Genomic DNA, 18,612 nt, shown 5'->3' with positions numbered 1-18,612 from the left:
GGGTCTGCTCCATGAAGTTGCCGACACCTGCACAGGCGTTACCCCAGGATGTGCAGGCCGGCAACACGCAGCTGCTGTACGACCTGCAGATGCACCAGGTCGAGCTGCAGATGCAGAACGAGGAGCTGCGCAACGCCCACCTGGCTTTGGAGACCTCCCGCGACCTGTACCTCGACCTGTACGAGCACGCGCCGGTGGGCTACCTGACCCTGTCTACCCAAGGGGTGATCGAAGCGGTGAACCGCACAGGCGAGAGCCTGCTGGGCTGCGCGCGCGAGCGCCTGCTGCAACGCCGCTTCGCCAGCCGCGTGGCCAGCCATGACCGCGACCGCTGGCAGCAGGTGTTCGTGCGCATGTGCCGTGGCGCCCAGCCCGAGGAATGCGAGCTGACCCTGCGCCGCGCCGATGGCAGCCTGTGGCAGGCGCGGCTGAACTGCGTGCAGCACCCCAGCCAGCCGCCCAGCGTGCGCGTGAGCATCACCGACCTCACCGCCCGCCAGCAGCTGGAAAGCCGCCTGAGCCTGGCGGCCAGCGTGTTTACCCATGCCCGCGAAGGCATCATGATCACCGACGCGGGCGGCACGATCGTCGAGGTCAACGACGCCTTCAGCACCATCACCGGCTACGCCCGGGCCGAAGCGCTCGGCCAGAACCCGCGCTTCCTGGCCTCGGGCCTGACCGAGCCGGGCCTGTATGCCGACCTGTGGCGCAGCCTCTGCGAAACGCACCACTGGCAAGGCGACCTGTGGAACCGCCGGCGCAACGGCGAGAATTTCGCCACCCGCCAGACCATCACCGCCATCCTCGACCCACAGGGCCGGGTACAGCACTACGTGTCGCTGTTCACCGACGTCACCGAACTGCACGAACACCAGCGCCAGCTGGAATACATCGCCCACTACGACCCGCTGACCCACCTGCCCAACCGCGTATTGCTGGCCAGCCGCCTGCAGCAGGCCATGACCCGTGCCTTGCAGGCGGGCAGCAAACTGGCCCTGGCTTATCTCGACCTGGACGGTTTCAAGGCCATCAACGACCTGCACGGCCACGAGGCCGGCGACCGCGTGCTGACCACCGTGGCCCGGCGCATGAAACACACCCTGCGTGATGCCTGCACGCTGTCGCGCCTGGGCGGCGACGAGTTCGTGGCGTTGATCGTCGACCTCGACCATGTGTGCGACAGCGCGCTGATGCTTGAACGCCTGCTGGCCGCCGCCAGCGAAGTGGTACACATCGGTGCGCTGCCCATCGAGCTGTCCGCCAGCATCGGCGTCAGCTATTACCCGCAGGAGGGCGAAGTCAGCGCCGACCAGCTGCTGCGCCAGGCCGACCAGGCCATGTACCAGGCCAAGCTGGCCGGCAAGAATCGTTTTCACGTCTTCGATGCCCAGCACGACCTCGACCTGCGCGGCCACAACGCGCGCCTCGACCGTATCGACCGCGCCATTCGCGAACAGGAGCTGCGGCTGTACTACCAACCCAAGGTCAACCTGCGCACCGGCCTGGTGGTGGGCACCGAGGCGCTGCTGCGCTGGGAGCACCCGGAAAAAGGCCTGTTGCTGCCTGACAGTTTCCTGCCCTTGGTGGAAAGCAACGCGCTGTCGGAAGTGATCGGCGACTGGGTGCTGGACGGCGCCCTGAAGCAGATCCAGGCATGGCAACGCCAAGGGGTGCAGGTGCCGGTCAGCGTCAACGTCGGTGCCCGCCAGCTGCAGCACCCCGACTTCGTCGCCAACCTGACCGAGCGCCTGGCCGCGCACCCGGACGTCGACCCGCGCATGCTGATGATCGAGATCCTGGAAACCAGTGCGCTGGAGGATATCGAAGGCGTGTCGCAGACGTTGCGCACCTGCGCGGCCATGGGCGTGCGCTTCGCCCTGGACGACTTCGGCACCGGCTATTCGTCGCTCAGCTACCTCAAGCGCCTGCCGGTGGCGCAGCTGAAAATCGACCAGTCCTTCATCCAGGGCATGCTCGATGCCCCCCAGGATATCTCCATCCTGCAGGCCATCCTGGGCCTGGCCAGCGCCTTCGACCGCGAGATCATCGCCGAAGGCGTGAACAACGCCGCCCAGGCCAGGCGCCTGCTACAGATGGGCTGTGAGCTGGCCCAGGGCTTTGGCATCGCCCAGCCCATGGCCGCCGAAGCGGTGCTGGGCTGGATCAACGACTGGCAAGCCAGGTCGCACTGGTAGGCCGGCTCAATACACCTGCGGCACAATCAACTCTTCGGGCACCGGGCTGCGGGTGTAGTCCAGCTGGCGCTCGCGCTGGGGCAGCTCGATGGCCGGGTGCTCCACTTCCTCGTACGGCATCTGCGACAGCAGGTGGTTGATGCAGTTGAGCCGCGCCTTCTTCTTGTCGTCGGCCTGCACGATCCACCACGGCGCCTCGCTGATGTGGGTGCGCTGCAGCATCACTTCCTTGGCCTTGGTGTAGGCCTCCCAGCGGCGCCGCGACTCCAGGTCCATGGGGCTGAGCTTCCACTGCTTGAGCGGGTCGTGGATGCGGCTGAGGAAACGCAGGTGCTGCTCCTGGTCGGAGATGGAGAACCAGTACTTGATCAGCTGGATGCCGGAGCGTGCCAGCATGCGCTCGAACTCCGGCACGCTGCGGAAGAACTCCTCGTACTGCTCGTCGTTGCAGAAGCCCATCACCTTCTCGACGCCCGCGCGGTTGTACCAGCTGCGGTCGAACAGCACGATCTCGCCGGCGGCCGGCAGGTGCGACACGTAGCGCTGGAAATACCACTGGGTGCGTTCGCGGTCGTTGGGCGCCGGCAGCGCCGCCACGCGGCACACCCGCGGGTTGAGGCGCTGGGTGATGCGCTTGATGACCCCGCCCTTGCCCGCCGCGTCACGGCCTTCGAACAGGATCACCACCTTGTGGCCGGTCTTCACCACCCAGCTCTGCAACTTCACCAGCTCGCCCTGCAAGCGGAACAGCTCGGCAAAATACTGCCGGCGCGCATGCTTCTCGGGGCTTTCAGGGATGTTGTTGTCGAACAGCTCATCGAAGTCGAAGCCATCGTCCAGCAGCTCGAGTTCAAGCTCTTCGTCACTGTGGTCGACCAGCTCGCGGTGAATGCGATGCATCAGGGTATCGGCGCTGGCGTGCATGATGGATTCTCCCGTGGATGTCGGACGTTTCCGAGATGGTAGGGAGAATTTGTGACCGGGTGGTTAAGCCCTCACCGGCCTCGATAGGCAGGTTCAGGCATGGGCGGCGCGTGCAAACACTTCATCCGCCCACTGGTTGAGGCTTTTCCCGGCAACCTGCGCGGCAATGGTGGCGGCGGCATGAACTTCCGGGCGAATTCGCAACATCACCTTGCCTGAAGCCGGCTTGTCAGGCGTGACACCCCGTTGGGCGCAGTCTTCCAGATAGTCATCAACAGCCAACGCCAGTTCACGATGTAATTCCACAACGGAATGGGCGTGGAAACTGATGATGTCACGTACGCCGAGCAGGCGGCCGACAAAAATATCATCGCGCTGATCAAACTCGACGCGCGCGGTATAGCCTTTGTAGGTCATGCAATTCATACGTCAACTCCTGCCCGCTCGAGAAACTCGCGGGCCTGTTCCACTTGGTAGCGTTTCGCCTCTTTACCTGGATGAGGCCTGTGGCAACGCCAGGTCTCCCCATTCAGGGTCAACTTAACCCTGGAGCCTTCGCGCTCCAGGATCTTTCCGCCCAGATGGCTGACCAGTGCCTCGATATCAGCAAAGACAATGGTGGCACTGGTGGGTTGGCGCCAGATGGACTCAAGCGTTTTCCGGTATCGATTATTCATCGGACTACGCTATCACTTTATGATAGCAGATGCCGCAATTCAAGTGTTACGACCCATGAATACGAGCCTAAAACGCCATCATGAAAATTGTGACCGCCTCGTCATTTTAAGCACAACGCCATCAAAAGTACTCACGACGCTACATTTTTGACACCAAAAACCGTCAATATAATGTTACTAATAATAAGGTTATTGAGAAGCCAATCCCATTCTCATTGTTCATCTGGCTGCCGCGCTTTAGGTCGGCATGCCCAAGACACGGAGGTCTTATGCGCCTATTTCGCATTCCAGGCAGCGTCGCGCTGCTCGCTGTTTCCCTCATGCCCCTGGCCCATGCCGAAGAGGCCACCCAAGAGCGCCTGTGTGGCTGGTACGAGAACCCCACCCCGCGGGTCATCAATCTCATCGACCACGAAGGCAGCTGGAAAGTGGCCACTGCGGACGGCTACAGCGCGCCAGGGCAGAAGCCGATTTTCCGCGCCAGCCAGTGGATCCGCACCAACGGTGACTACGGCTATGGTTGCGCCTGCCTGTCCGGCGATATCGATGAGCAGACCCACACGGTCAACGCCATTGCCACCGCCACCGCGCGCACGCTGGCAGCGTGCCGCTCTGACGCCAGCCTGCGTGAACCGTCGGCGTTGAAGGGCAAGAACGTGGTGGGCGCCATTGTGATGTAGCACGCAGGATTGGCAGAATTTGTGTGATTGTTGTCATTTCCGCCAATCGTCGGTCGAGCGATGATGATTCCACCTCTCTGCGTGGAAGCCATCATGCTCAACGACCTGATTCGCCAACGCCCACTGGACATCAACCTGCTGCTGTACCCCGAGGTCGAGATTCTCGACTTCGCCGGCCCCTACGAGGTGTTCAGCGTCGCCAGCCGCGTGGCCCTGCGCGACGGCGTGCTGGCTCACCCGGCGTTTCGCGTGCACACCGTAGCCACCCAGGCAGGCATGGTGCGCGCCCGTTACAACCTGCGCGTGGAGGCTGACGCCAGCCTGGAAAGCGCCCTGCCCTGCGACATCCTGATAGTGCCTGGGGGCGTGGTCGACCAGCCGCTGGGGGATCCGCACACCCTCGACTGGATAGCCACGACTGCCACCCGCACCGCGCTGGTGACGTCGGTGTGCACCGGTGCGTTCGTGCTGGCCAAGGCCGGCGTGCTGACGAACCAGCGGGTGACCACGCATTGGGATGACATTGAGCTGCTGCAGCGTGACTTCCCTGCGCTGACGGTGGTTGCAGACGTGCCCTACGTGGACCTGGGAAGCCTGATCACCTCTGCCGGGATTTCTGCTGGCATCGACATGAGCCTGCATGTAGTCGCTCGCCTGCTGGGTGCCGATACCGCGGCGAGCACGGCCCGCCAAATGCAATACCCCTGGCAAGACCAGCCCTGAAGGAGAAATTTCCTAGATCGTTTCGGGAAGCGTCCGAGGCAATACTGGAAGCATCCGGTTACGGTGTGGTGCGAGCGTCCGGATAATGCAGCCGCTTCCATCTCAGTAACGGATAGTGACAATGCCCCGACACGCCCTGAACACGCTGCCCTTCCTGCTGCTGGCCCTGACGCCGTTCGGCGCCCTGGCCACGGAAGGCATGATTCACTTCAGCGGCGCGGTGACCACGCCCCTGTGCCCGTTGCTCCTGGCCCCAGAGCAGCCTGTGCCGGCCCGCTTCGCGGCTGAAGGCCCGGGCTGCGAGGACAGTGGCCGGGTCGCGGAGCTGCGGGTTGAGACGGTTGGCGAGCCGCAGGAAGGGCTCGCCGTGGTCACGGTGCAGGTGTTCTAGGCCTTGGCGGCCTTGGCGGCCTTGCCGAAGCCATCGGCGCGGAACATCTGGCGAATACCGCGCAGCGCCTGGCGGATACGGTCCTGGTTCTCGATCAGGGCGAAGCGCACGTGGTCGTCGCCGTACTCTCCAAAGCCGATGCCCGGCGACACGCACACCTTGGCCTCGGCCAGCAGCTTCTTGGCGAATTCCAGGGAGCCCAGGTGCGCGTACTGCTCGGGGATCTTCGCCCACACGTACATCGAGGCCTTGGGGTTCTCGACCATCCAGCCCAGCTCGTGCAGCCCCTTGACCAGCACGTTGCGGCGCTGGCGATACTGCTCGGCGATGTCCAGCACACACTGCTGGTCGCCTTCCAGGGCCGCGATGGCCGCGACCTGCAGCGGCGTGAAGGTGCCATAGTCGTGGTAGCTCTTGATGCGCGCCAGGGCGTTGACCAGCTCCGGGTTGCCGACCATGAAGCCGATGCGCCAGCCGGCCATGTTGTAGCTCTTGGACAGGGTGAAGAACTCCACCGCGATGTCCTTGGCGCCGGGCACCTGCATGATCGAGGGAGCTTTCCAGCCGTCGTAGACGATGTCGGCGTAGGCCAGGTCGTGCACCACCAGCACGTCGTACTGCTTGGCCAGGGCCACCACACGCTCGAAGAAGTCCAGCTCCACGCACTGGGCGGTGGGGTTGGAGGGAAAGCCGAGGATCATCATCTTCGGCTTGGGGATGGAGCCACGGATCGCCCGCTCCAGTTCCTCGAAGAAGTCCACGCCGGGCACCAGCGGTACCGAACGCACCTGGGCGCCGGCAATCACGGCACCGTAGATGTGGATCGGGTAGCTGGGGTTGGGCACCAGCACGGTGTCGCCCTGGTCCAGGGTGGCCAGCATCAGGTGCGCCAGGCCTTCCTTGGAACCGATGGTGACGATGGCTTCGTTTTCAGGGTCGATTTCGACCTGATAGCGGTCGGCGTACCAGCGCGAAATGGCGCGACGCAGACGGGGGATGCCACGCGAAGTCGAGTAGCCGTGGGTGTCTTCACGCTGGGCCACGCTGACCAGCTTTTCCACGATGTGCGGCGGGGTGGCGCCGTCGGGGTTGCCCATGCTCAGGTCGATGATGTCCTCGCCACGGCGGCGGGCGGCCATCTTGAGCTCGGCGGTGATGTTGAAGACGTAGGGGGGAAGACGATCGATACGCGAAAAGCGGCGCGGCGAAGAACCGTTGTCAGCCATGTTGAAACCTCGAGACGTAAGCGCCCGGAACCGTCCGAGCGACGCGGCCAGTGTGCTGGCCAGAGGCATAACAATAAGCCTGGGGAGGAAAAGCTGTCCAGCCCCTTTTCAGGGATATTTGCATTATTTACGGTGAAACCAGAAATTTCACCTCAAAACAAACAACAATTCAGTGGATTATCCTGAATAAGTGAGAAATACATGACGCGGCCTTTCGGCCGCTGCTACGGGAGCTCTTAAACGCAAAAACGCCCCGGACCTTGCGGTACGGGGCGTTTTCGGTGTAGCAGGACAGCGATCGAGTCGCGTACCTACACTCAGTGAGCGTAGGTCAGCAGCAGCTCCGTCGGCGCCTTGAAGTCCAGGGACATCATCACGCTCAGGGCCGTGATGGTGAAGATGGAGAACACGAACAGCTTGCGTGCCCACACCTTGTCATCAACTGCCTTGTAACCGGTCCAGGCCATGTACAGCCAGTACATGCCCATCGCTGCCGCCACTGCCAGGTAGCTCATGCCTGCGTAACCACCAAGGGTCAGCATGAGGGTCGCCAGCAGGAACGCCAGGATGTAGAGCAGGATGTGTTTCTTGGCTACAACGATGCCACGCTTGACCGGCAGCACCGGAATCGATGCGGCCAGGTAGTCGTTGAAGCGGAAGATCGCGATGGCATAGGAATGCGGCATCTGCCAGAGGCTGAACATCACCAGCAGGGTCAATGCAGCCATGTCGAAGTGACCGCTCACGGCCACGTACCCGATGACGGGCGGCATGGCTCCGGAGAGGCTGCCGACCAGGGTACCGTGTACCGACTTGCGCTTCAGGTACAGGCTGTAGAAACCCACGTAGATGATGAAGCCGATCAGGCCGCCCAAGGCCGCCAGCGGGTTGGCCATTTTGTACAGCATGGCCAGGCCCGCCACACCCAGCAGGGTGGCGTAGGCCAGGGCGACCTTCAACGAGATCAGGCCCTGGACCAGTACGCGGTTCTTGGTGCGTTCCATCTTCACGTCGATGTCGCGGTCAATGCAGTTGTTGAATGCACAACCCGACGCCACCACCAGTGAAGTGCCAATCACCGTGGCCAGGAAAAGGGCGAAATCTACATGCCCTTGCGAGGCCAGGAAAAAGCCGCCTGCCACAGAAAGCACGTTACCGAAAATGATCCCCGGTTTGGTGATTTGGATAAAGTGCTTAACGGACATGCAGTTTTCCTCAGTGCGCCATCATGACGGTATGGATGCTGACCATGATCCACAGCGCCAGGCCAACCAACAGCACGATGACGATGCCTGCGAACACGAAGGCGATGACGTTGTTGCGTTGCGCCTCACTACGGTCCAGGTGCAGGAAGTACACCAGGTGAACCAGAACCTGGATCACGGCAAATGCCAGGATCAGGAACAGCGTCGCCGACTTGGAGAACACTGGGTGCATGACCAGGGCGAACGGGATCGCAGTCAGGATGATCGACAGTACGAAACCGATCATGTACGACTTGAAGCTGCCGTGGCTGCCCGAATCGTGGGCGTGAGCGTGAGCGTTAGCCATTACAGGGTCCCCATCAGGTAAACAACGGTGAACACGCAGATCCACACCACGTCCAGGAAGTGCCAGAACAGGCTCAGGCAGCTCAGACGGGTGTTATTGGTCGGAGTCAGGCCGTGCTTCGAGACCTGGTACATCATCACCGCCATCCAGATCAGACCGCTGGTCACGTGCAGGCCGTGGGTACCGACCAGCGTGAAGAAGCCCGACAGGAAGCCGCTGCGCGACGGGCCGAAGCCCTCCGAGATCAGCTTGTGGAACTCGTTGAGCTCCATGCCGATGAAGCCCAGGCCGAACAGGAAGGTGATGAACAACCAACCCAGCACGCCACCCTTGTTACCCTTGTGCAGCGCCAGCATGGCGAAGCCGTAGGTGATGGAGCTCAGCAGCAGGCAGGCAGTCTCGCCCAATACGTACGGCAGTTCGAAGATGTCATGACCCGACGGACCACCTGCAACGTTGCCCGACAGTACGGCGTAGGCAGCGAACAGCGATGCGAACAGGATGCAGTCCGTCATCAGGTAGATCCAGAAACCAAATACGGTCATTGGACCCGCATCATGGTGTTCGTGGTCGTCGTGCCCATGGTCGTGACCATGGGCAGTTCCAGCGTTCAATACTATGTTCGACATTGTTTAAGCCTGTTCAAGCGCGTTGACGGGGGTCTTGGAGACACCAGCCACGTTTGCTTTCGCCAAGATTTGTTGACGTTCGCCTTCGATGCGAGCCACTTCTGCTGCAGGGACCATGTAGCCTTGATCATCACGCGCAGCGTGGATGATGAAGTAGCCAACACAGCCGATCAGGCCAACAGCGGCCAGCCAGAAGATGTGCCAGATCATCGCGAAACCGAACACAGTCAGGAAGGCGCTCATCACCAGGCCTGTGGCAGTGTTGTTAGGCATGTGGATATCCGTGTACTTCGTCGGGAACGTGTACGCGGTACCGTTGCGCTTGGCTTCGGTGAAGGCATCGATGTCGTTTGCGGTTGGCAGCACGGCAAAGTTGTAGAACGGCGGTGGCGAGGAAGTCATCCACTCCAGGGTGTGGCCGTTGTACGGGTCACCGGTCACGTCGCGGTTCTGATCACGGTCGCGGATCGACACGTACAGCTGGATGAACTGGCAAGCGATACCGGCCAGGATCAGCAGTGCACCACCCATGGCCACGTACAGGTACGGGGTCCAGTCCGGGTTGTCAGTGTGGTTCAGACGACGGGTCATGCCCATGAAGCCCAGTGCGTACAGCGGCATGAATGCCACGTAGAAGCCCGAGATCCAGAACCAGAACGCTGCCTTGCCCCACTTCTCGTTCAGGGTGAAACCGAACGCTTTAGGGAACCAGTAGGCGAAGCCTGCGATGTAGCCGAATACAGCACCACCGATGATCACGTTGTGGAAGTGAGCCACCACGAACAGGCTGTTGTGCAGCACGAAGTCAGCACCTGGAATGGCCAGCAGTACGCCAGTCATGCCGCCGATCGCGAAGGTGATCAGGAAGCCCAGGGTCCACATGACCGGCGCGGTGAAGCGCAGGCGACCTTGGTAGATAGTGAACAGCCAGTTGAACAGCTTCACACCCGTCGGGATAGCAATCAACATCGTTGCCAGGCCGAAGAAGGAGTTGACGCTGGCGCCCGAACCCATGGTGAAGAAGTGGTGCAGCCAAACCATGAAGCCCAGTACCGCGATGCAGCCAGAAGCCAGAATCATCGACACGTGGCCGAACAGACGCTTGCCGGAGAAGGTCGAGACCACTTCGGAGAACACGCCGAACGCTGGCAGGATCAGGATGTACACCTCAGGGTGACCCCATGCCCAGAACAGGTTGACGTACATCATCGGGTTGCCGCCCAGCTCGTTCGTGAAGATATGGAAGTCCATATAACGATCGAGGGTCAGCAGGGCCAGGGTGGCGGTCAGGATCGGGAACGAAGCCGCGATCAGGACGTTTGCCCAGGTGCAGGTCCAGGTGAAGATAGGCATGTCCATCAGTTTCATGCCTGGGGTACGCATTTTCAGCACGGTGACCAGGAAGTTCACGCCGGTCAGCGTCGTACCGATACCCGACAGCTGCAGTGCCCAGATGTAGTAGTCCACACCCACGCCCGGGCTATAGCCCAGTTCCGACAGCGGTGGATAGGCAACCCAACCGGTACGTGCGAATTCACCGACGCCCAGCGACAGGTTGATCAGTACCACACCGGATACCAGCAGCCAGAAGCTCAGGGAGTTCAGGAACGGGAACGCAACGTCACGGGCGCCGATCTGCAGTGGAACTGCAAGGTTCATCAGGCCGGTGAAGAATGGCATCGCCATGAAGATGATCATGATCACACCGTGGGCGGTGAAGATCTGGTCATAGTGTTCAGGCGGCAGGTAGCCCTCGCCGCCGTTGGCGGACAAGGCAAGCTGCGAACGCATCATCAGGGCGTCGGCAAAGCCACGCACCAACATCACCATGGCGACGACGATGTACATCACGCCAATTTTCTTGTGGTCGACCGAGGTCAGCCATTCGGTCCACAGGTAGGACCATTTCTTGAAGTAAGTGATCGCCCCGACCAGCGCCAGCCCACCCAGGATGATCATACTGATCGTGACCATCACTATCGGGACATGGAAGGGGATCGCTTCCAAAGTTAATTTACCAAACATCGTTTACTCCTCTGCCCCAGCAGCTGAATGCGAACCCATGTCCATACCTTCCATACCGGCGACTTCTTTGCCTTCGTGCGCCATGTGGCCTGGATTCATACCCTCATACTTGTCGATGATGGTCTGGAACAGGTTTGGCGTGAACGAGGAATAAAGCGCGACAGGTGCTTTCTCGCTTGGTTTGGCCAGAGCAGCGTATTCAGCCGAATCAAGCTGTTTAGGTGAATTCTTCACTTCCGCGACCCATGCATCGAAGTCCGCCTGGGTGGTGGCGACTGCCTTGAACTTCATGCCGGTGAAACCTTCGCCGCTGTAGTTGGCGGAGATACCATCGAATTCATGTGGCTGACTGGCCAGCAGGTGCAGCTGGGTCGTCATGCCGGCCATCGAGTAGATCTGGCCGCCCAGGCCCGGAATGAAGAACGAGTTCATCACCGAGTCAGATGTAATGCGGAAATTGATCGGGGTGTTGGCCGGGAACTCGATCTTGTTGACGGTGGCGATACCCAGGTCCGGGTAGATGAACAGCCACTTCCAGTCCAGCGAAACGACCTGGATGGTGATCGGCTTCACGTCGGACTCGATCGGGCGATACGGGTCAAGGGCGTGAGTGGACTTGTAGGTGATCACGCCCAGCACGATCAGCAGGCACAGGGGAATACCCCAGATGGCGGCTTCGATCTTGTTGGAGTGGCTCCAGTCCGGCGTGTATTTGGCCGAGGTGTTGGTAGCGCGGTATTTCCACGCGAACACGATGGTCATCACAATGACGGGTACCACCACCAGCAGCATCAGCAGGGTAGCGGTAATGATCAGGTTTCTCTCGTCGAGACCGATCGGCCCTTTCGGGTCAAGCAGGGTCCACTTGCATCCACCGAGAAAAAGCATGCCGAAAAAGGGCAATATGCCAAACAGTCTGGGGTAACGCTTTTTGCTCATCTCACGACCTCTAAGCAGCTTGCATCAGTGCAATTGTGTTTTGATCGCCAACACTTCGTCCTGCCAAGCGTCAGCATTTATCGAGTTGGATACGGGCATGCCTAGAGATCAGCTGCTGCTGTTTGGCAGACCTGTGTGGTACGGTAATTTCTTATTGTGCCTTTGCAGGCTAAGTGTCGGTTAGTCGGCAATAGCCTGTCTGCAGACCAAATCCATTTGGGTGCGGAAACACAAGGTGGGCTCTCAACCCCGCGCCTGACGTGGCCTGGAGCACTGGCGGGGGGCATTTCTGCCACCTGTCGAGCGTCTCGCAAAGCCTGGCCCAGCGGATTTTGCGGGGATTGTAGATACCTCAGGTTTCATTGACTATGGCTTATTTAGCAACAATAAGTTTCCGCTAGTGTAACAATGAAGCCCACTTTCAAGGGATTGCGACACGATGTCGCACCCCCTGTCACACCCCTAAAAGCCTGGTTTTGCTAGGGATAAAGCCCTTACAAAAGGTCTGTGCTTATCGGTCACGCCTTGGCAAGGCGGTGGAATCGGCACGATTAATGATTTGTAACTTGACCTCGAAGGGCGCCGTTTCAGCCCTTGCGGCGGTTGCGATAGATGCCCAGCGGCACCAGGACGATCGTCAGCACGAAGGCTACCAGAGCCCATTGTGCCAAGGACAGCCCCAACACGGGTGGATAGGGCGTGGTGCAGAAACCGCTGACCTGGAACACCATGGGCCAGGCGTCGGCCAGGGGCAGGCCGTCGACGAAGGGCTGCAGCACGTCGACGCCGCAGCTGGAGGAAGGGTTGGCCAGCACGTAGACGTGATTGCCGGCCGCCACCGCGCCGCCGACGGCGCTGAGCACCACCAGCGCCTCGAACACCGTGAGGCTGCGCTTGCCGGGCATGGCGGCACCGATGAAGGCGAACAGGGCAATGAACAGCAGCGCGTAGCGTTGCAGGATGCACAGCGGGCATGGCGCCTCTTGCAGCACCACCTGCATGTACAGCGCACCGCCGATCAACGCCAGGCAGATGATGCCCAGCAAGACCAGGAAACGCTTCTCGCGGTTCAGCTGCGATTTCACATCACTCATTGCTTGTCCCTTCATTGGTGTGGGTAGGCTGTCGTGCCGTTGCGCCCGCCAGTCTACACGCTCACCAAGACCTTGAAAAAACAGGAAGGTTCCGGGACTTGCGCGGGACTGTGGAGTAAACCGCAGCGAAATTAACCCTGCGTTAACCCTCCGTTAACCCACTGACCGCGTAGCAGCTGCCGAAGGCTGCGTCCGGGACAATTGCATCGCCCCTGACGCGGCCTGGCGTCCGCTGCTACGTGATTCAGATTTCGGCAGCCGGGCCGAAGAACTCATAGTGCGCCTGCCCTTCCGGCACGCCCAGCGCCTTGAGGTTGCCCTTCACCGCCTTCATGAAGCCCTTGGGCCCCAGGAAGTAGGCGTCCAGGTCACGCTCGGCCGGCAACCAGCGGTTCAACAGCGCGTTATCCAACAAGCCCACCGCATCCGCTGCCCCGCCTGCCTCGGCGTAGCAGTAGAAGCGCTTGAGCTGCGGGTGGCGCGCCGCCAGGTTGTCCACCCAGTCGCGGAAACCGTGTACCGCGGCATTGCGCGCGCAGTGGATGAAATAGATCGGCCGCTGGCTGGGCAACGCCGCTTCCAGCATCGCCAGGGTCGGGGTGATGCCCACGCCACCGCTGATCAGCACCAGCGGCTTGCTGCCGGCGTGCAGCACGAACTCGCCGGCAGGCGGGAACAGCTGCACCTGGTCGCCTACCTGCAGGCGCTCGTGGAGGAAGTTGGAGACCTTGCCCCCGGCCTCGCGCTTGACGCTGATGCGGTACTGCCCGGCCTTGGCCAGGGCCGACAGGGAGTAATTGCGGCGGTGCTCCTCGCCGTCGATCAGCAGCTTGATGCCGATGTACTGGCCAGCGCTGAAATCGAGGATGGCCTGGCCGTCCACAGGCTCGAAGTAGAAGGACACAATTTCGCTGCTCTCCTGCACCCGCGCTGCCAGCTTGAAGTCCCGGCCGCCGCGCCAGCCGCCTGGGGCGTCAGCCTTCTGCTGATACACCTCGGCCTCGGCGGCAATCAGGATGTCCGCCAATTGCTGGTAGGCGTTGCCCCAGGCCGCCAGCACCTGCGGGGTGGCGATCTCGCTGCCCAGCACTTCCTCGATGGCACGCAGCAGGCAGGCGCCGACAATGGGGTAATGCTCAGCCTGGATCTGCAAGGCCACGTGCTTGTTGATGATGCGCGCCAGCAGGCCGCCCAGCTGGTCGAGCTGGTCAATATGGCGGGCATACATCAGCACGCCATTGGCCAGGGCCCGCGGTTGGTCGCCGCTGGCCTGGTTGGCCTGGTTGAATAGCGGGCGCACACCGGGGTTCTCCTCCAGCAGGGTGCGGTAGAAATGGGTGATGAGCGCTTCGCCGCCACTTTCCAGCAGTGGGACGGTGGATTTGACGATGGCGCGATCCTGGGCACTGAGCATGGCGTAACTCCTTGAAGCGTAGGTTGAAAAGGTTGCCCAAGGTATTTCACGCTTCATGCCAACTATTTTATCCATACAAATCAATAACTTAATAAAATGCATGGTCAAAATGACCACAACCAACTACAGTCATTATGACTACACGAGGTCATTATGACTGCAAAACCGCTGCTCACTGCCCTGCTGCCACTGGTCTCCGACCTGTCCCGCGACCTGCCCGAACGCGAGCGCTACCGCCGCCTGCTGCAAAGCCTGCGCACCCTGCTGCCCTGCGATGCCACCGCGCTGTTGCGCCTGGACGGCGATTGCCTGGTGCCACTGGCCGTGGACGGCTTGAGCACCGACACCCTGGGCCGGCGCTTCAAGGTCAGCGAACACCCGCGTTTCGAGATATTGCTGAACAACCCCGGCCCGACCCGCTTCGACAGCGACACCACCCTGCCCGACCCCTACGACGGGTTGGTGGATGGCCTGCACGAAGACCTGCACGTGCACGACTGCCTGGGCTGCCCGCTGTTCGTGGAAGAACGCCCCTGGGGCCTGCTGACCCTGGACGCGCTGGACCCGCAGCGCTTCGACAGCCTCGACCTGGACGCCCTGGAGGCGTTCGCCAGCATGGCCGCCGCCACCGTCACCGTGGCCGAACGCATGGACCAACTGGCCATGCGCGCCGAGGACGAGCACCAGCGGGCCGAGGTCTACCGCCAGGCCAGCGGCCAGCAGCCCCATGAAATGATCGGCCAGAGCCCGGCGCTGCAACGCCTGGGTGACGAAATCCGCCTGGTGGGCGGCAGCGACCTCACCGTGCTGATCACCGGCGAAACCGGGGTAGGCAAGGAACTGGTGGCCCAGGCCATCCACCAGGCCTCGCCGCGCGCCCGGCAGCCCCTGATCAGCCTCAACTGCGCGGCGCTGCCCGACACCCTGGTGGAAAGCGAGCTGTTCGGCCATGTGCGCGGCGCCTTCACCGGCGCCACCAGCGACCGGCGCGGCAAGTTCGAGCTGGCCAACGGCGGCACCCTGTTCCTCGACGAGGTGGGCGAGCTGTCCCTGAGCGTGCAGGCCAAGCTGCTGCGGGTATTGCAGAGTGGCCAGCTGCAACGCCTGGGCTCGGACCGCGAGCACCAGGTGGACGTGCGCCTGATCGCCGCCACCAACCGGGACCTGGCCGAGGAAGTCCGCGAGGGCCGCTACCGGGCAGACTTCTACCACCGCCTCAGCGTGTACCCGCTGCAGGTGCCGGCGCTGCGCGAGCGCGGCCATGACGTGTTGCTGCTCAGCGGTTATTTCCTGGAACAGAACCGCTCGCGCCTGGGCCTGGGCAGCCTGCGCCTGAGCGCCGACGCCCAGGCCGCGCTGCTGGCCTACCCGTGGCCGGGCAACGTGCGCGAGTTGGAACACCTGATCGGCCGCGCCGCGCTCAAGGCGTTGGGGCAACAGGGCAAGCGGCCGGACATCCTCACGCTGGCCGCCGCCGACCTGGACCTGCGTGCCGCGCCCAGCAGCGCAGCGCTGATCCCCGACGACGCCGTGGCAGCGGGCATCGACCTGCGCCAGGCCACCGACCTGTTCCAGCGCCAGCAGATCCAGGCCTGCCTGGCCCGCCACCAGCACAATTGGGCCGCCGCCGCCCGCGAGCTGGGCCTGGACCGCGCCAACCTGGCGCGCCTGGCCCGTCGCCTGGGCTTGAAGTAACCCTGCGGGGCGCCCGGACGCGGCCTGCCGGCTGCTGCTACGCCCTCCGGGCCGCGTCCCGGCCACCACGCAGCCCCAGGATGACAAACAACCGCCCACCGGCCTAAAGCCTGCCCGCGCCGGGTCGATAAACCTGGCATCGAATTGAAACCGGTCTGACAGAGAAGGTCCCCATGTCGTCCAAGAATGCCCGCGCAGATTCACTCTCGCTCCTGCTGTTTACCTTGCGCAGCGGCAAGTTGATGGCGATCAACCTGTTGAAGGTCAGTGAAATCATCCCCTGCCCGCCCCTGACCCGCCTGCCGGAGTCGCACCCGCACGTGAAGGGCGTGGCCACCCTGCGCGGCACCTCGCTGTCGGTGATCGACCTCAGCCGTGCCATCGGCGAAATGCCGTTGCTGGACCCCAGCGGCGGCTGCCTGATCGTCACCGACATCAGCCGCTCCAAGCAGGGCCTGCACGTACAGGGCGTGAGCAAGATCGTCCACTGCCTGACCACCGACATCCGCCCGCCGCCCTACGGCGCCGGGGTCAAGTCGTTCATCACCGGGGTCACCCAGGTGGACGGCGCGCTGGTGCAGGTGCTGGATATCGAAAAAGTCATCCACGGCATCGCCCCTGCGCCCATCGAGGCCGGCCACGAGCGGCTCAGCGAAGAAGACGCGCAACTGCTGGCCCAGGCCAACATCCTGGTGGTGGACGACAGCCAGGTGGCCCTGCAGCAGTCGCTGCTGACGTTGCGCAACCTGGGCATCGACTGCCACACCGCGCGCAGCGCCCGCGAGGCCATCGACCGCCTGCTGGAGCTGCAAGGCACCGCCGAGCAGATCAACGTGCTGGTGTCGGACATCGAAATGTCGGAAATGGACGGCTACGCTTTGACCCGTACCCTGCGTGAAACCCCCGACTTCAAGGACCTCTACGTGCTGTTGCACACCTCGCTGGACAGCAAGATGAACAGCGACAAGGCCCAGGCCGCCGGCGCCAACGCCGTGCTGACTAAATTCTCGTCGCCCGAGCTGACCCAATGCCTGATCCGCGCCGCCCGCGCGGTAGCCGGCGTGCCCCACTGACACCGCCATGGCCGAGTGCATCCTGATGCGCAAGGCCCTGGGCATTGCCGAGGCCGCCGTGCGGTGGCCGCTCGGCGTGCAACTGCGGCCCTGGGAGCCTGCTGCTGCCGCAGCCGCCCACGCCTTGCTGCTGAGCGTGCAGCAACTGGAACCCACCAGCACGCCCCAGGCCTGGCTGGAACAACTGGCCAGCGACCCCGAGTTCGACCCGCGCCTGTGCCGGCTGGCCTACGGCCCCGACGGCCTGGCGGGGTTCGCCATGGGCTGGACCAGCAGTTTCATCCGCCACCTGGCCGTGCAACCCGACGCCCGCCGCCAGGGCCTGGGCCTGGCCCTGCTCAACGACCTGTTCAACGCCTACCGGCGCCGCGACGAGGGCTTCGTCGACCTGACCCTGCTGGCAGACAATGCCAACGCGCTGAGGCTTTATGCCCGCGCCGGCATGGCCGAGGTGCGCCGCTATAGTCAGTAGCTATATTCAGTAACAATGCTGGCCGCAAGCCGGCCTTGGCCCTGGGTCATACTTCGCGCTTTCGCCAACGAGGCTACCGATGACTACCACCCGCTTTTCCGCGCTTCTGCTGCTGTGCCTGTGCGCCACCGCCCAGGCCTCCAGCGATGAAGCCTGGGCTGCCCACGACCAGCAGGTGATCGACGCCTGCGTGGCGGCCAGCCAACTCAAGGACAGCCAGCCCGTGGGCCGCCCCGCCGAGTTCGACGACAGCGTCGGCTACAGCGCCCTGCTGTTGCAGGGCCGCTACCCCCAGGCGCACATGAAGAACCGCCAGGGCCGCGAGCTGTGCCTGTTCGACAAGAAACAGCAGCGCGCCCAGGTCAGCGAGTGGGACTCGATCATGAGCGTGCGCAAGCCCTGAGCTTCACAGCCAGACAAACCGGTACACCAGGTCCAGCCAGGGCTGCAGCCTGTCGCTGCTGCCCAGTAGCGCCAGGCACAGCACGTTAGCCAACAGGCTGGCGAACAACGAAGCCTTGAACCACGGGTTGTCCTGCAGCAGCGCCACCAGGCACACCGCCAGGCCGCCCAGGCTGGCCAGCCAGGCCTTGCTGCCTGGTGCCACCGGCAGGTAGTGCAGCACCACCAACAGCAGCGGCATCAGCACGAGCGCAACGGGGTTCAACCATTTATCCAGGTGGGGGCGATTCAAGGGCAACCTCTGCTGGTGGACAAAACGTAACCAAGTGTCTCGGTATCAAAAAGTTACCGCTATTGGGCGTTTCCCTTTTGCTTGTAGGAAAAAGCCGAGATTACGAGCAAGGCCGTGGCGGACCAGCGCCGCTTTCCTGACAAAACTGACAGCGACCCGTCATGCTCGCGACCCGATTGCCGCTATATAAAGAGAAGCAATCCCCCTTCC

The 18,612-nt window shown here is 62.4% G+C and carries 20 protein-coding genes; 8 read left to right on the top strand and 12 right to left on the bottom strand.

Going from position 1 to position 18,612, the window contains the following annotated elements:
• The first annotated feature begins 11 nt into the window (after window positions 1–11).
• Window positions 12–2,195: a putative bifunctional diguanylate cyclase/phosphodiesterase gene (locus AC0J42_RS05845; RefSeq protein WP_473005511.1), complete on the top strand. Its 2,184-nt coding sequence runs from the start codon at window positions 12–14 to the stop codon at window positions 2,193–2,195.
• A gap of 6 nt (window positions 2,196–2,201) precedes the next feature.
• On the opposite strand, the gene ppk2 is transcribed toward AC0J42_RS05845, so the two are convergent.
• The 3 genes from ppk2 to AC0J42_RS05830 all read right to left on the bottom strand — a co-directional run bounded on the left by ppk2 (window position 2,202) and on the right by AC0J42_RS05830 (window position 3,796).
• Window positions 2,202–3,119, bottom strand: a complete 918-nt coding sequence (ppk2, locus tag AC0J42_RS05840; protein WP_473005510.1) for a polyphosphate kinase 2 — start codon at window positions 3,117–3,119, stop codon at window positions 2,202–2,204.
• A gap of 93 nt (window positions 3,120–3,212) precedes the next feature.
• Window positions 3,213–3,545 (bottom strand): type II toxin-antitoxin system HicB family antitoxin, encoded by a 333-nt coding sequence (locus AC0J42_RS05835; RefSeq protein WP_473005509.1) that lies wholly within the window; start codon window positions 3,543–3,545, stop codon window positions 3,213–3,215.
• Entirely contained in the window at window positions 3,542–3,796 is a 255-nt protein-coding gene (locus tag AC0J42_RS05830) for a type II toxin-antitoxin system HicA family toxin (protein WP_473005507.1), read from the bottom strand. The genes AC0J42_RS05835 and AC0J42_RS05830 overlap by 4 nt, the downstream gene beginning before the upstream one ends.
• A gap of 269 nt (window positions 3,797–4,065) precedes the next feature.
• Here AC0J42_RS05830 and AC0J42_RS05825 point away from each other — a divergent pair, with 269 nt between their 5' ends.
• From AC0J42_RS05825 to AC0J42_RS05815, 3 genes are all read left to right on the top strand, one after another.
• Window positions 4,066–4,476 carry a DUF4087 domain-containing protein gene (locus AC0J42_RS05825; RefSeq protein ID WP_416422700.1) on the top strand — a complete coding sequence of 137 codons (411 nt, stop codon included), beginning with the start codon at window positions 4,066–4,068 and terminating at the stop codon, window positions 4,474–4,476.
• A gap of 63 nt (window positions 4,477–4,539) precedes the next feature.
• Complete coding sequence (locus tag AC0J42_RS05820; RefSeq protein WP_473005506.1) at window positions 4,540–5,199, top strand: DJ-1/PfpI family protein; 660 nt, start codon at window positions 4,540–4,542, stop codon at window positions 5,197–5,199.
• 121 nt (window positions 5,200–5,320) lie between these two features.
• The gene (locus tag AC0J42_RS05815; RefSeq protein ID WP_416422698.1) at window positions 5,321–5,590 is read left to right on the top strand and encodes a hypothetical protein; all 270 of its coding nucleotides are present in this window, start codon (window positions 5,321–5,323) and stop codon (window positions 5,588–5,590) included.
• Here the strand turns inward: AC0J42_RS05815 and alaC are convergent.
• From alaC to hmpA, 8 genes are all read right to left on the bottom strand, one after another.
• Window positions 5,587–6,816 (bottom strand): alanine transaminase, encoded by a 1,230-nt coding sequence (alaC, locus tag AC0J42_RS05810; protein WP_473005505.1) that lies wholly within the window; start codon window positions 6,814–6,816, stop codon window positions 5,587–5,589. The genes AC0J42_RS05815 and alaC overlap by 4 nt on opposite strands.
• A gap of 317 nt (window positions 6,817–7,133) precedes the next feature.
• Window positions 7,134–8,021 (bottom strand): heme o synthase, encoded by an 888-nt coding sequence (cyoE, locus tag AC0J42_RS05805; protein WP_416422696.1) that lies wholly within the window; start codon window positions 8,019–8,021, stop codon window positions 7,134–7,136.
• A 10-nt stretch (window positions 8,022–8,031) separates the two neighbouring features.
• Window positions 8,032–8,367, bottom strand: a complete 336-nt coding sequence (gene cyoD, locus AC0J42_RS05800) for a cytochrome o ubiquinol oxidase subunit IV (RefSeq protein WP_416422695.1) — start codon at window positions 8,365–8,367, stop codon at window positions 8,032–8,034.
• The gene (gene cyoC, locus AC0J42_RS05795) at window positions 8,367–8,996 is read right to left on the bottom strand and encodes a cytochrome o ubiquinol oxidase subunit III (protein ID WP_416422694.1); all 630 of its coding nucleotides are present in this window, start codon (window positions 8,994–8,996) and stop codon (window positions 8,367–8,369) included. Before cyoC ends, cyoD begins: the two co-directional genes overlap by 1 nt.
• 3 nt (window positions 8,997–8,999) lie before the next feature.
• Window positions 9,000–11,021: a cytochrome o ubiquinol oxidase subunit I gene (gene cyoB / locus AC0J42_RS05790; RefSeq protein ID WP_416422693.1), complete on the bottom strand. Its 2,022-nt coding sequence runs from the start codon at window positions 11,019–11,021 to the stop codon at window positions 9,000–9,002.
• 3 nt (window positions 11,022–11,024) lie between these two features.
• Window positions 11,025–11,960, bottom strand: a complete 936-nt coding sequence (gene cyoA / locus AC0J42_RS05785) for a ubiquinol oxidase subunit II (protein WP_416422692.1) — start codon at window positions 11,958–11,960, stop codon at window positions 11,025–11,027.
• 587 nt (window positions 11,961–12,547) lie between these two features.
• Window positions 12,548–13,054: a disulfide bond formation protein B gene (locus AC0J42_RS05780; protein WP_416422691.1), complete on the bottom strand. Its 507-nt coding sequence runs from the start codon at window positions 13,052–13,054 to the stop codon at window positions 12,548–12,550.
• A gap of 244 nt (window positions 13,055–13,298) precedes the next feature.
• Entirely contained in the window at window positions 13,299–14,468 is a 1,170-nt protein-coding gene (gene hmpA / locus AC0J42_RS05775) for an NO-inducible flavohemoprotein (protein ID WP_473005504.1), read from the bottom strand.
• A 153-nt stretch (window positions 14,469–14,621) separates the two neighbouring features.
• Between hmpA and norR the strand changes: the two genes are divergently transcribed.
• The 4 genes from norR to AC0J42_RS05755 all read left to right on the top strand — a co-directional run bounded on the left by norR (window position 14,622) and on the right by AC0J42_RS05755 (window position 18,111).
• On the top strand, window positions 14,622–16,163 hold the full coding sequence (norR, locus tag AC0J42_RS05770) for a nitric oxide reductase transcriptional regulator NorR (RefSeq protein ID WP_473005502.1): 1,542 nt from the start codon (window positions 14,622–14,624) through the stop codon (window positions 16,161–16,163).
• 173 nt (window positions 16,164–16,336) lie between these two features.
• Entirely contained in the window at window positions 16,337–17,236 is a 900-nt protein-coding gene (locus tag AC0J42_RS05765) for a chemotaxis protein (protein WP_416422688.1), read from the top strand.
• 7 nt (window positions 17,237–17,243) lie between these two features.
• Window positions 17,244–17,708: a GNAT family N-acetyltransferase gene (locus tag AC0J42_RS05760; protein ID WP_473005501.1), complete on the top strand. Its 465-nt coding sequence runs from the start codon at window positions 17,244–17,246 to the stop codon at window positions 17,706–17,708.
• 79 nt (window positions 17,709–17,787) lie between these two features.
• Window positions 17,788–18,111 carry a hypothetical protein gene (locus AC0J42_RS05755; protein WP_473005500.1) on the top strand — a complete coding sequence of 108 codons (324 nt, stop codon included), beginning with the start codon at window positions 17,788–17,790 and terminating at the stop codon, window positions 18,109–18,111.
• Between the two features lie 3 nt (window positions 18,112–18,114).
• Here AC0J42_RS05755 and AC0J42_RS05750 read toward each other — a convergent pair whose 3' ends face one another.
• Window positions 18,115–18,402, bottom strand: a complete 288-nt coding sequence (locus AC0J42_RS05750; RefSeq protein ID WP_473005499.1) for a hypothetical protein — start codon at window positions 18,400–18,402, stop codon at window positions 18,115–18,117.
• Window positions 18,403–18,612: the final 210 nt, after the last annotated feature.

Source organism: Pseudomonas sp. Tav-5-1A (assembly GCF_055755055.1).
Note: the sequence above shows the minus strand (reverse complement) of the source record. Positions and strands in the feature narration are given on the sequence as shown.

Coding starts and splice junctions, on each gene's coding strand:
- AC0J42_RS05825 (WP_416422700.1), top strand. CDS start 4,066: ATGCGCCTATTTCGCATTCCAGGCAGCGTCGCGCTGCTCGCTGTTTCC.
- cyoE (WP_416422696.1), bottom strand. CDS start 8,021: ATGTCCGTTAAGCACTTTATCCAAATCACCAAACCGGGGATCATTTTC.
- AC0J42_RS05815 (WP_416422698.1), top strand. CDS start 5,321: ATGCCCCGACACGCCCTGAACACGCTGCCCTTCCTGCTGCTGGCCCTG.
- AC0J42_RS05830 (WP_473005507.1), bottom strand. CDS start 3,796: ATGAATAATCGATACCGGAAAACGCTTGAGTCCATCTGGCGCCAACCC.
- alaC (WP_473005505.1), bottom strand. CDS start 6,816: ATGGCTGACAACGGTTCTTCGCCGCGCCGCTTTTCGCGTATCGATCGT.
- ppk2 (WP_473005510.1), bottom strand. CDS start 3,119: ATGCACGCCAGCGCCGATACCCTGATGCATCGCATTCACCGCGAGCTG.
- AC0J42_RS05755 (WP_473005500.1), top strand. CDS start 17,788: ATGACTACCACCCGCTTTTCCGCGCTTCTGCTGCTGTGCCTGTGCGCC.
- AC0J42_RS05780 (WP_416422691.1), bottom strand. CDS start 13,054: ATGAGTGATGTGAAATCGCAGCTGAACCGCGAGAAGCGTTTCCTGGTC.
- AC0J42_RS05760 (WP_473005501.1), top strand. CDS start 17,244: ATGGCCGAGTGCATCCTGATGCGCAAGGCCCTGGGCATTGCCGAGGCC.
- AC0J42_RS05845 (WP_473005511.1), top strand. CDS start 12: ATGAAGTTGCCGACACCTGCACAGGCGTTACCCCAGGATGTGCAGGCC.
- norR (WP_473005502.1), top strand. CDS start 14,622: ATGACTGCAAAACCGCTGCTCACTGCCCTGCTGCCACTGGTCTCCGAC.
- AC0J42_RS05765 (WP_416422688.1), top strand. CDS start 16,337: ATGTCGTCCAAGAATGCCCGCGCAGATTCACTCTCGCTCCTGCTGTTT.
- cyoD (WP_416422695.1), bottom strand. CDS start 8,367: ATGGCTAACGCTCACGCTCACGCCCACGATTCGGGCAGCCACGGCAGC.
- AC0J42_RS05835 (WP_473005509.1), bottom strand. CDS start 3,545: ATGAATTGCATGACCTACAAAGGCTATACCGCGCGCGTCGAGTTTGAT.
- cyoA (WP_416422692.1), bottom strand. CDS start 11,960: ATGAGCAAAAAGCGTTACCCCAGACTGTTTGGCATATTGCCCTTTTTC.
- AC0J42_RS05820 (WP_473005506.1), top strand. CDS start 4,540: ATGATTCCACCTCTCTGCGTGGAAGCCATCATGCTCAACGACCTGATT.
- cyoC (WP_416422694.1), bottom strand. CDS start 8,996: ATGTCGAACATAGTATTGAACGCTGGAACTGCCCATGGTCACGACCAT.
- cyoB (WP_416422693.1), bottom strand. CDS start 11,021: ATGTTTGGTAAATTAACTTTGGAAGCGATCCCCTTCCATGTCCCGATA.
- hmpA (WP_473005504.1), bottom strand. CDS start 14,468: ATGCTCAGTGCCCAGGATCGCGCCATCGTCAAATCCACCGTCCCACTG.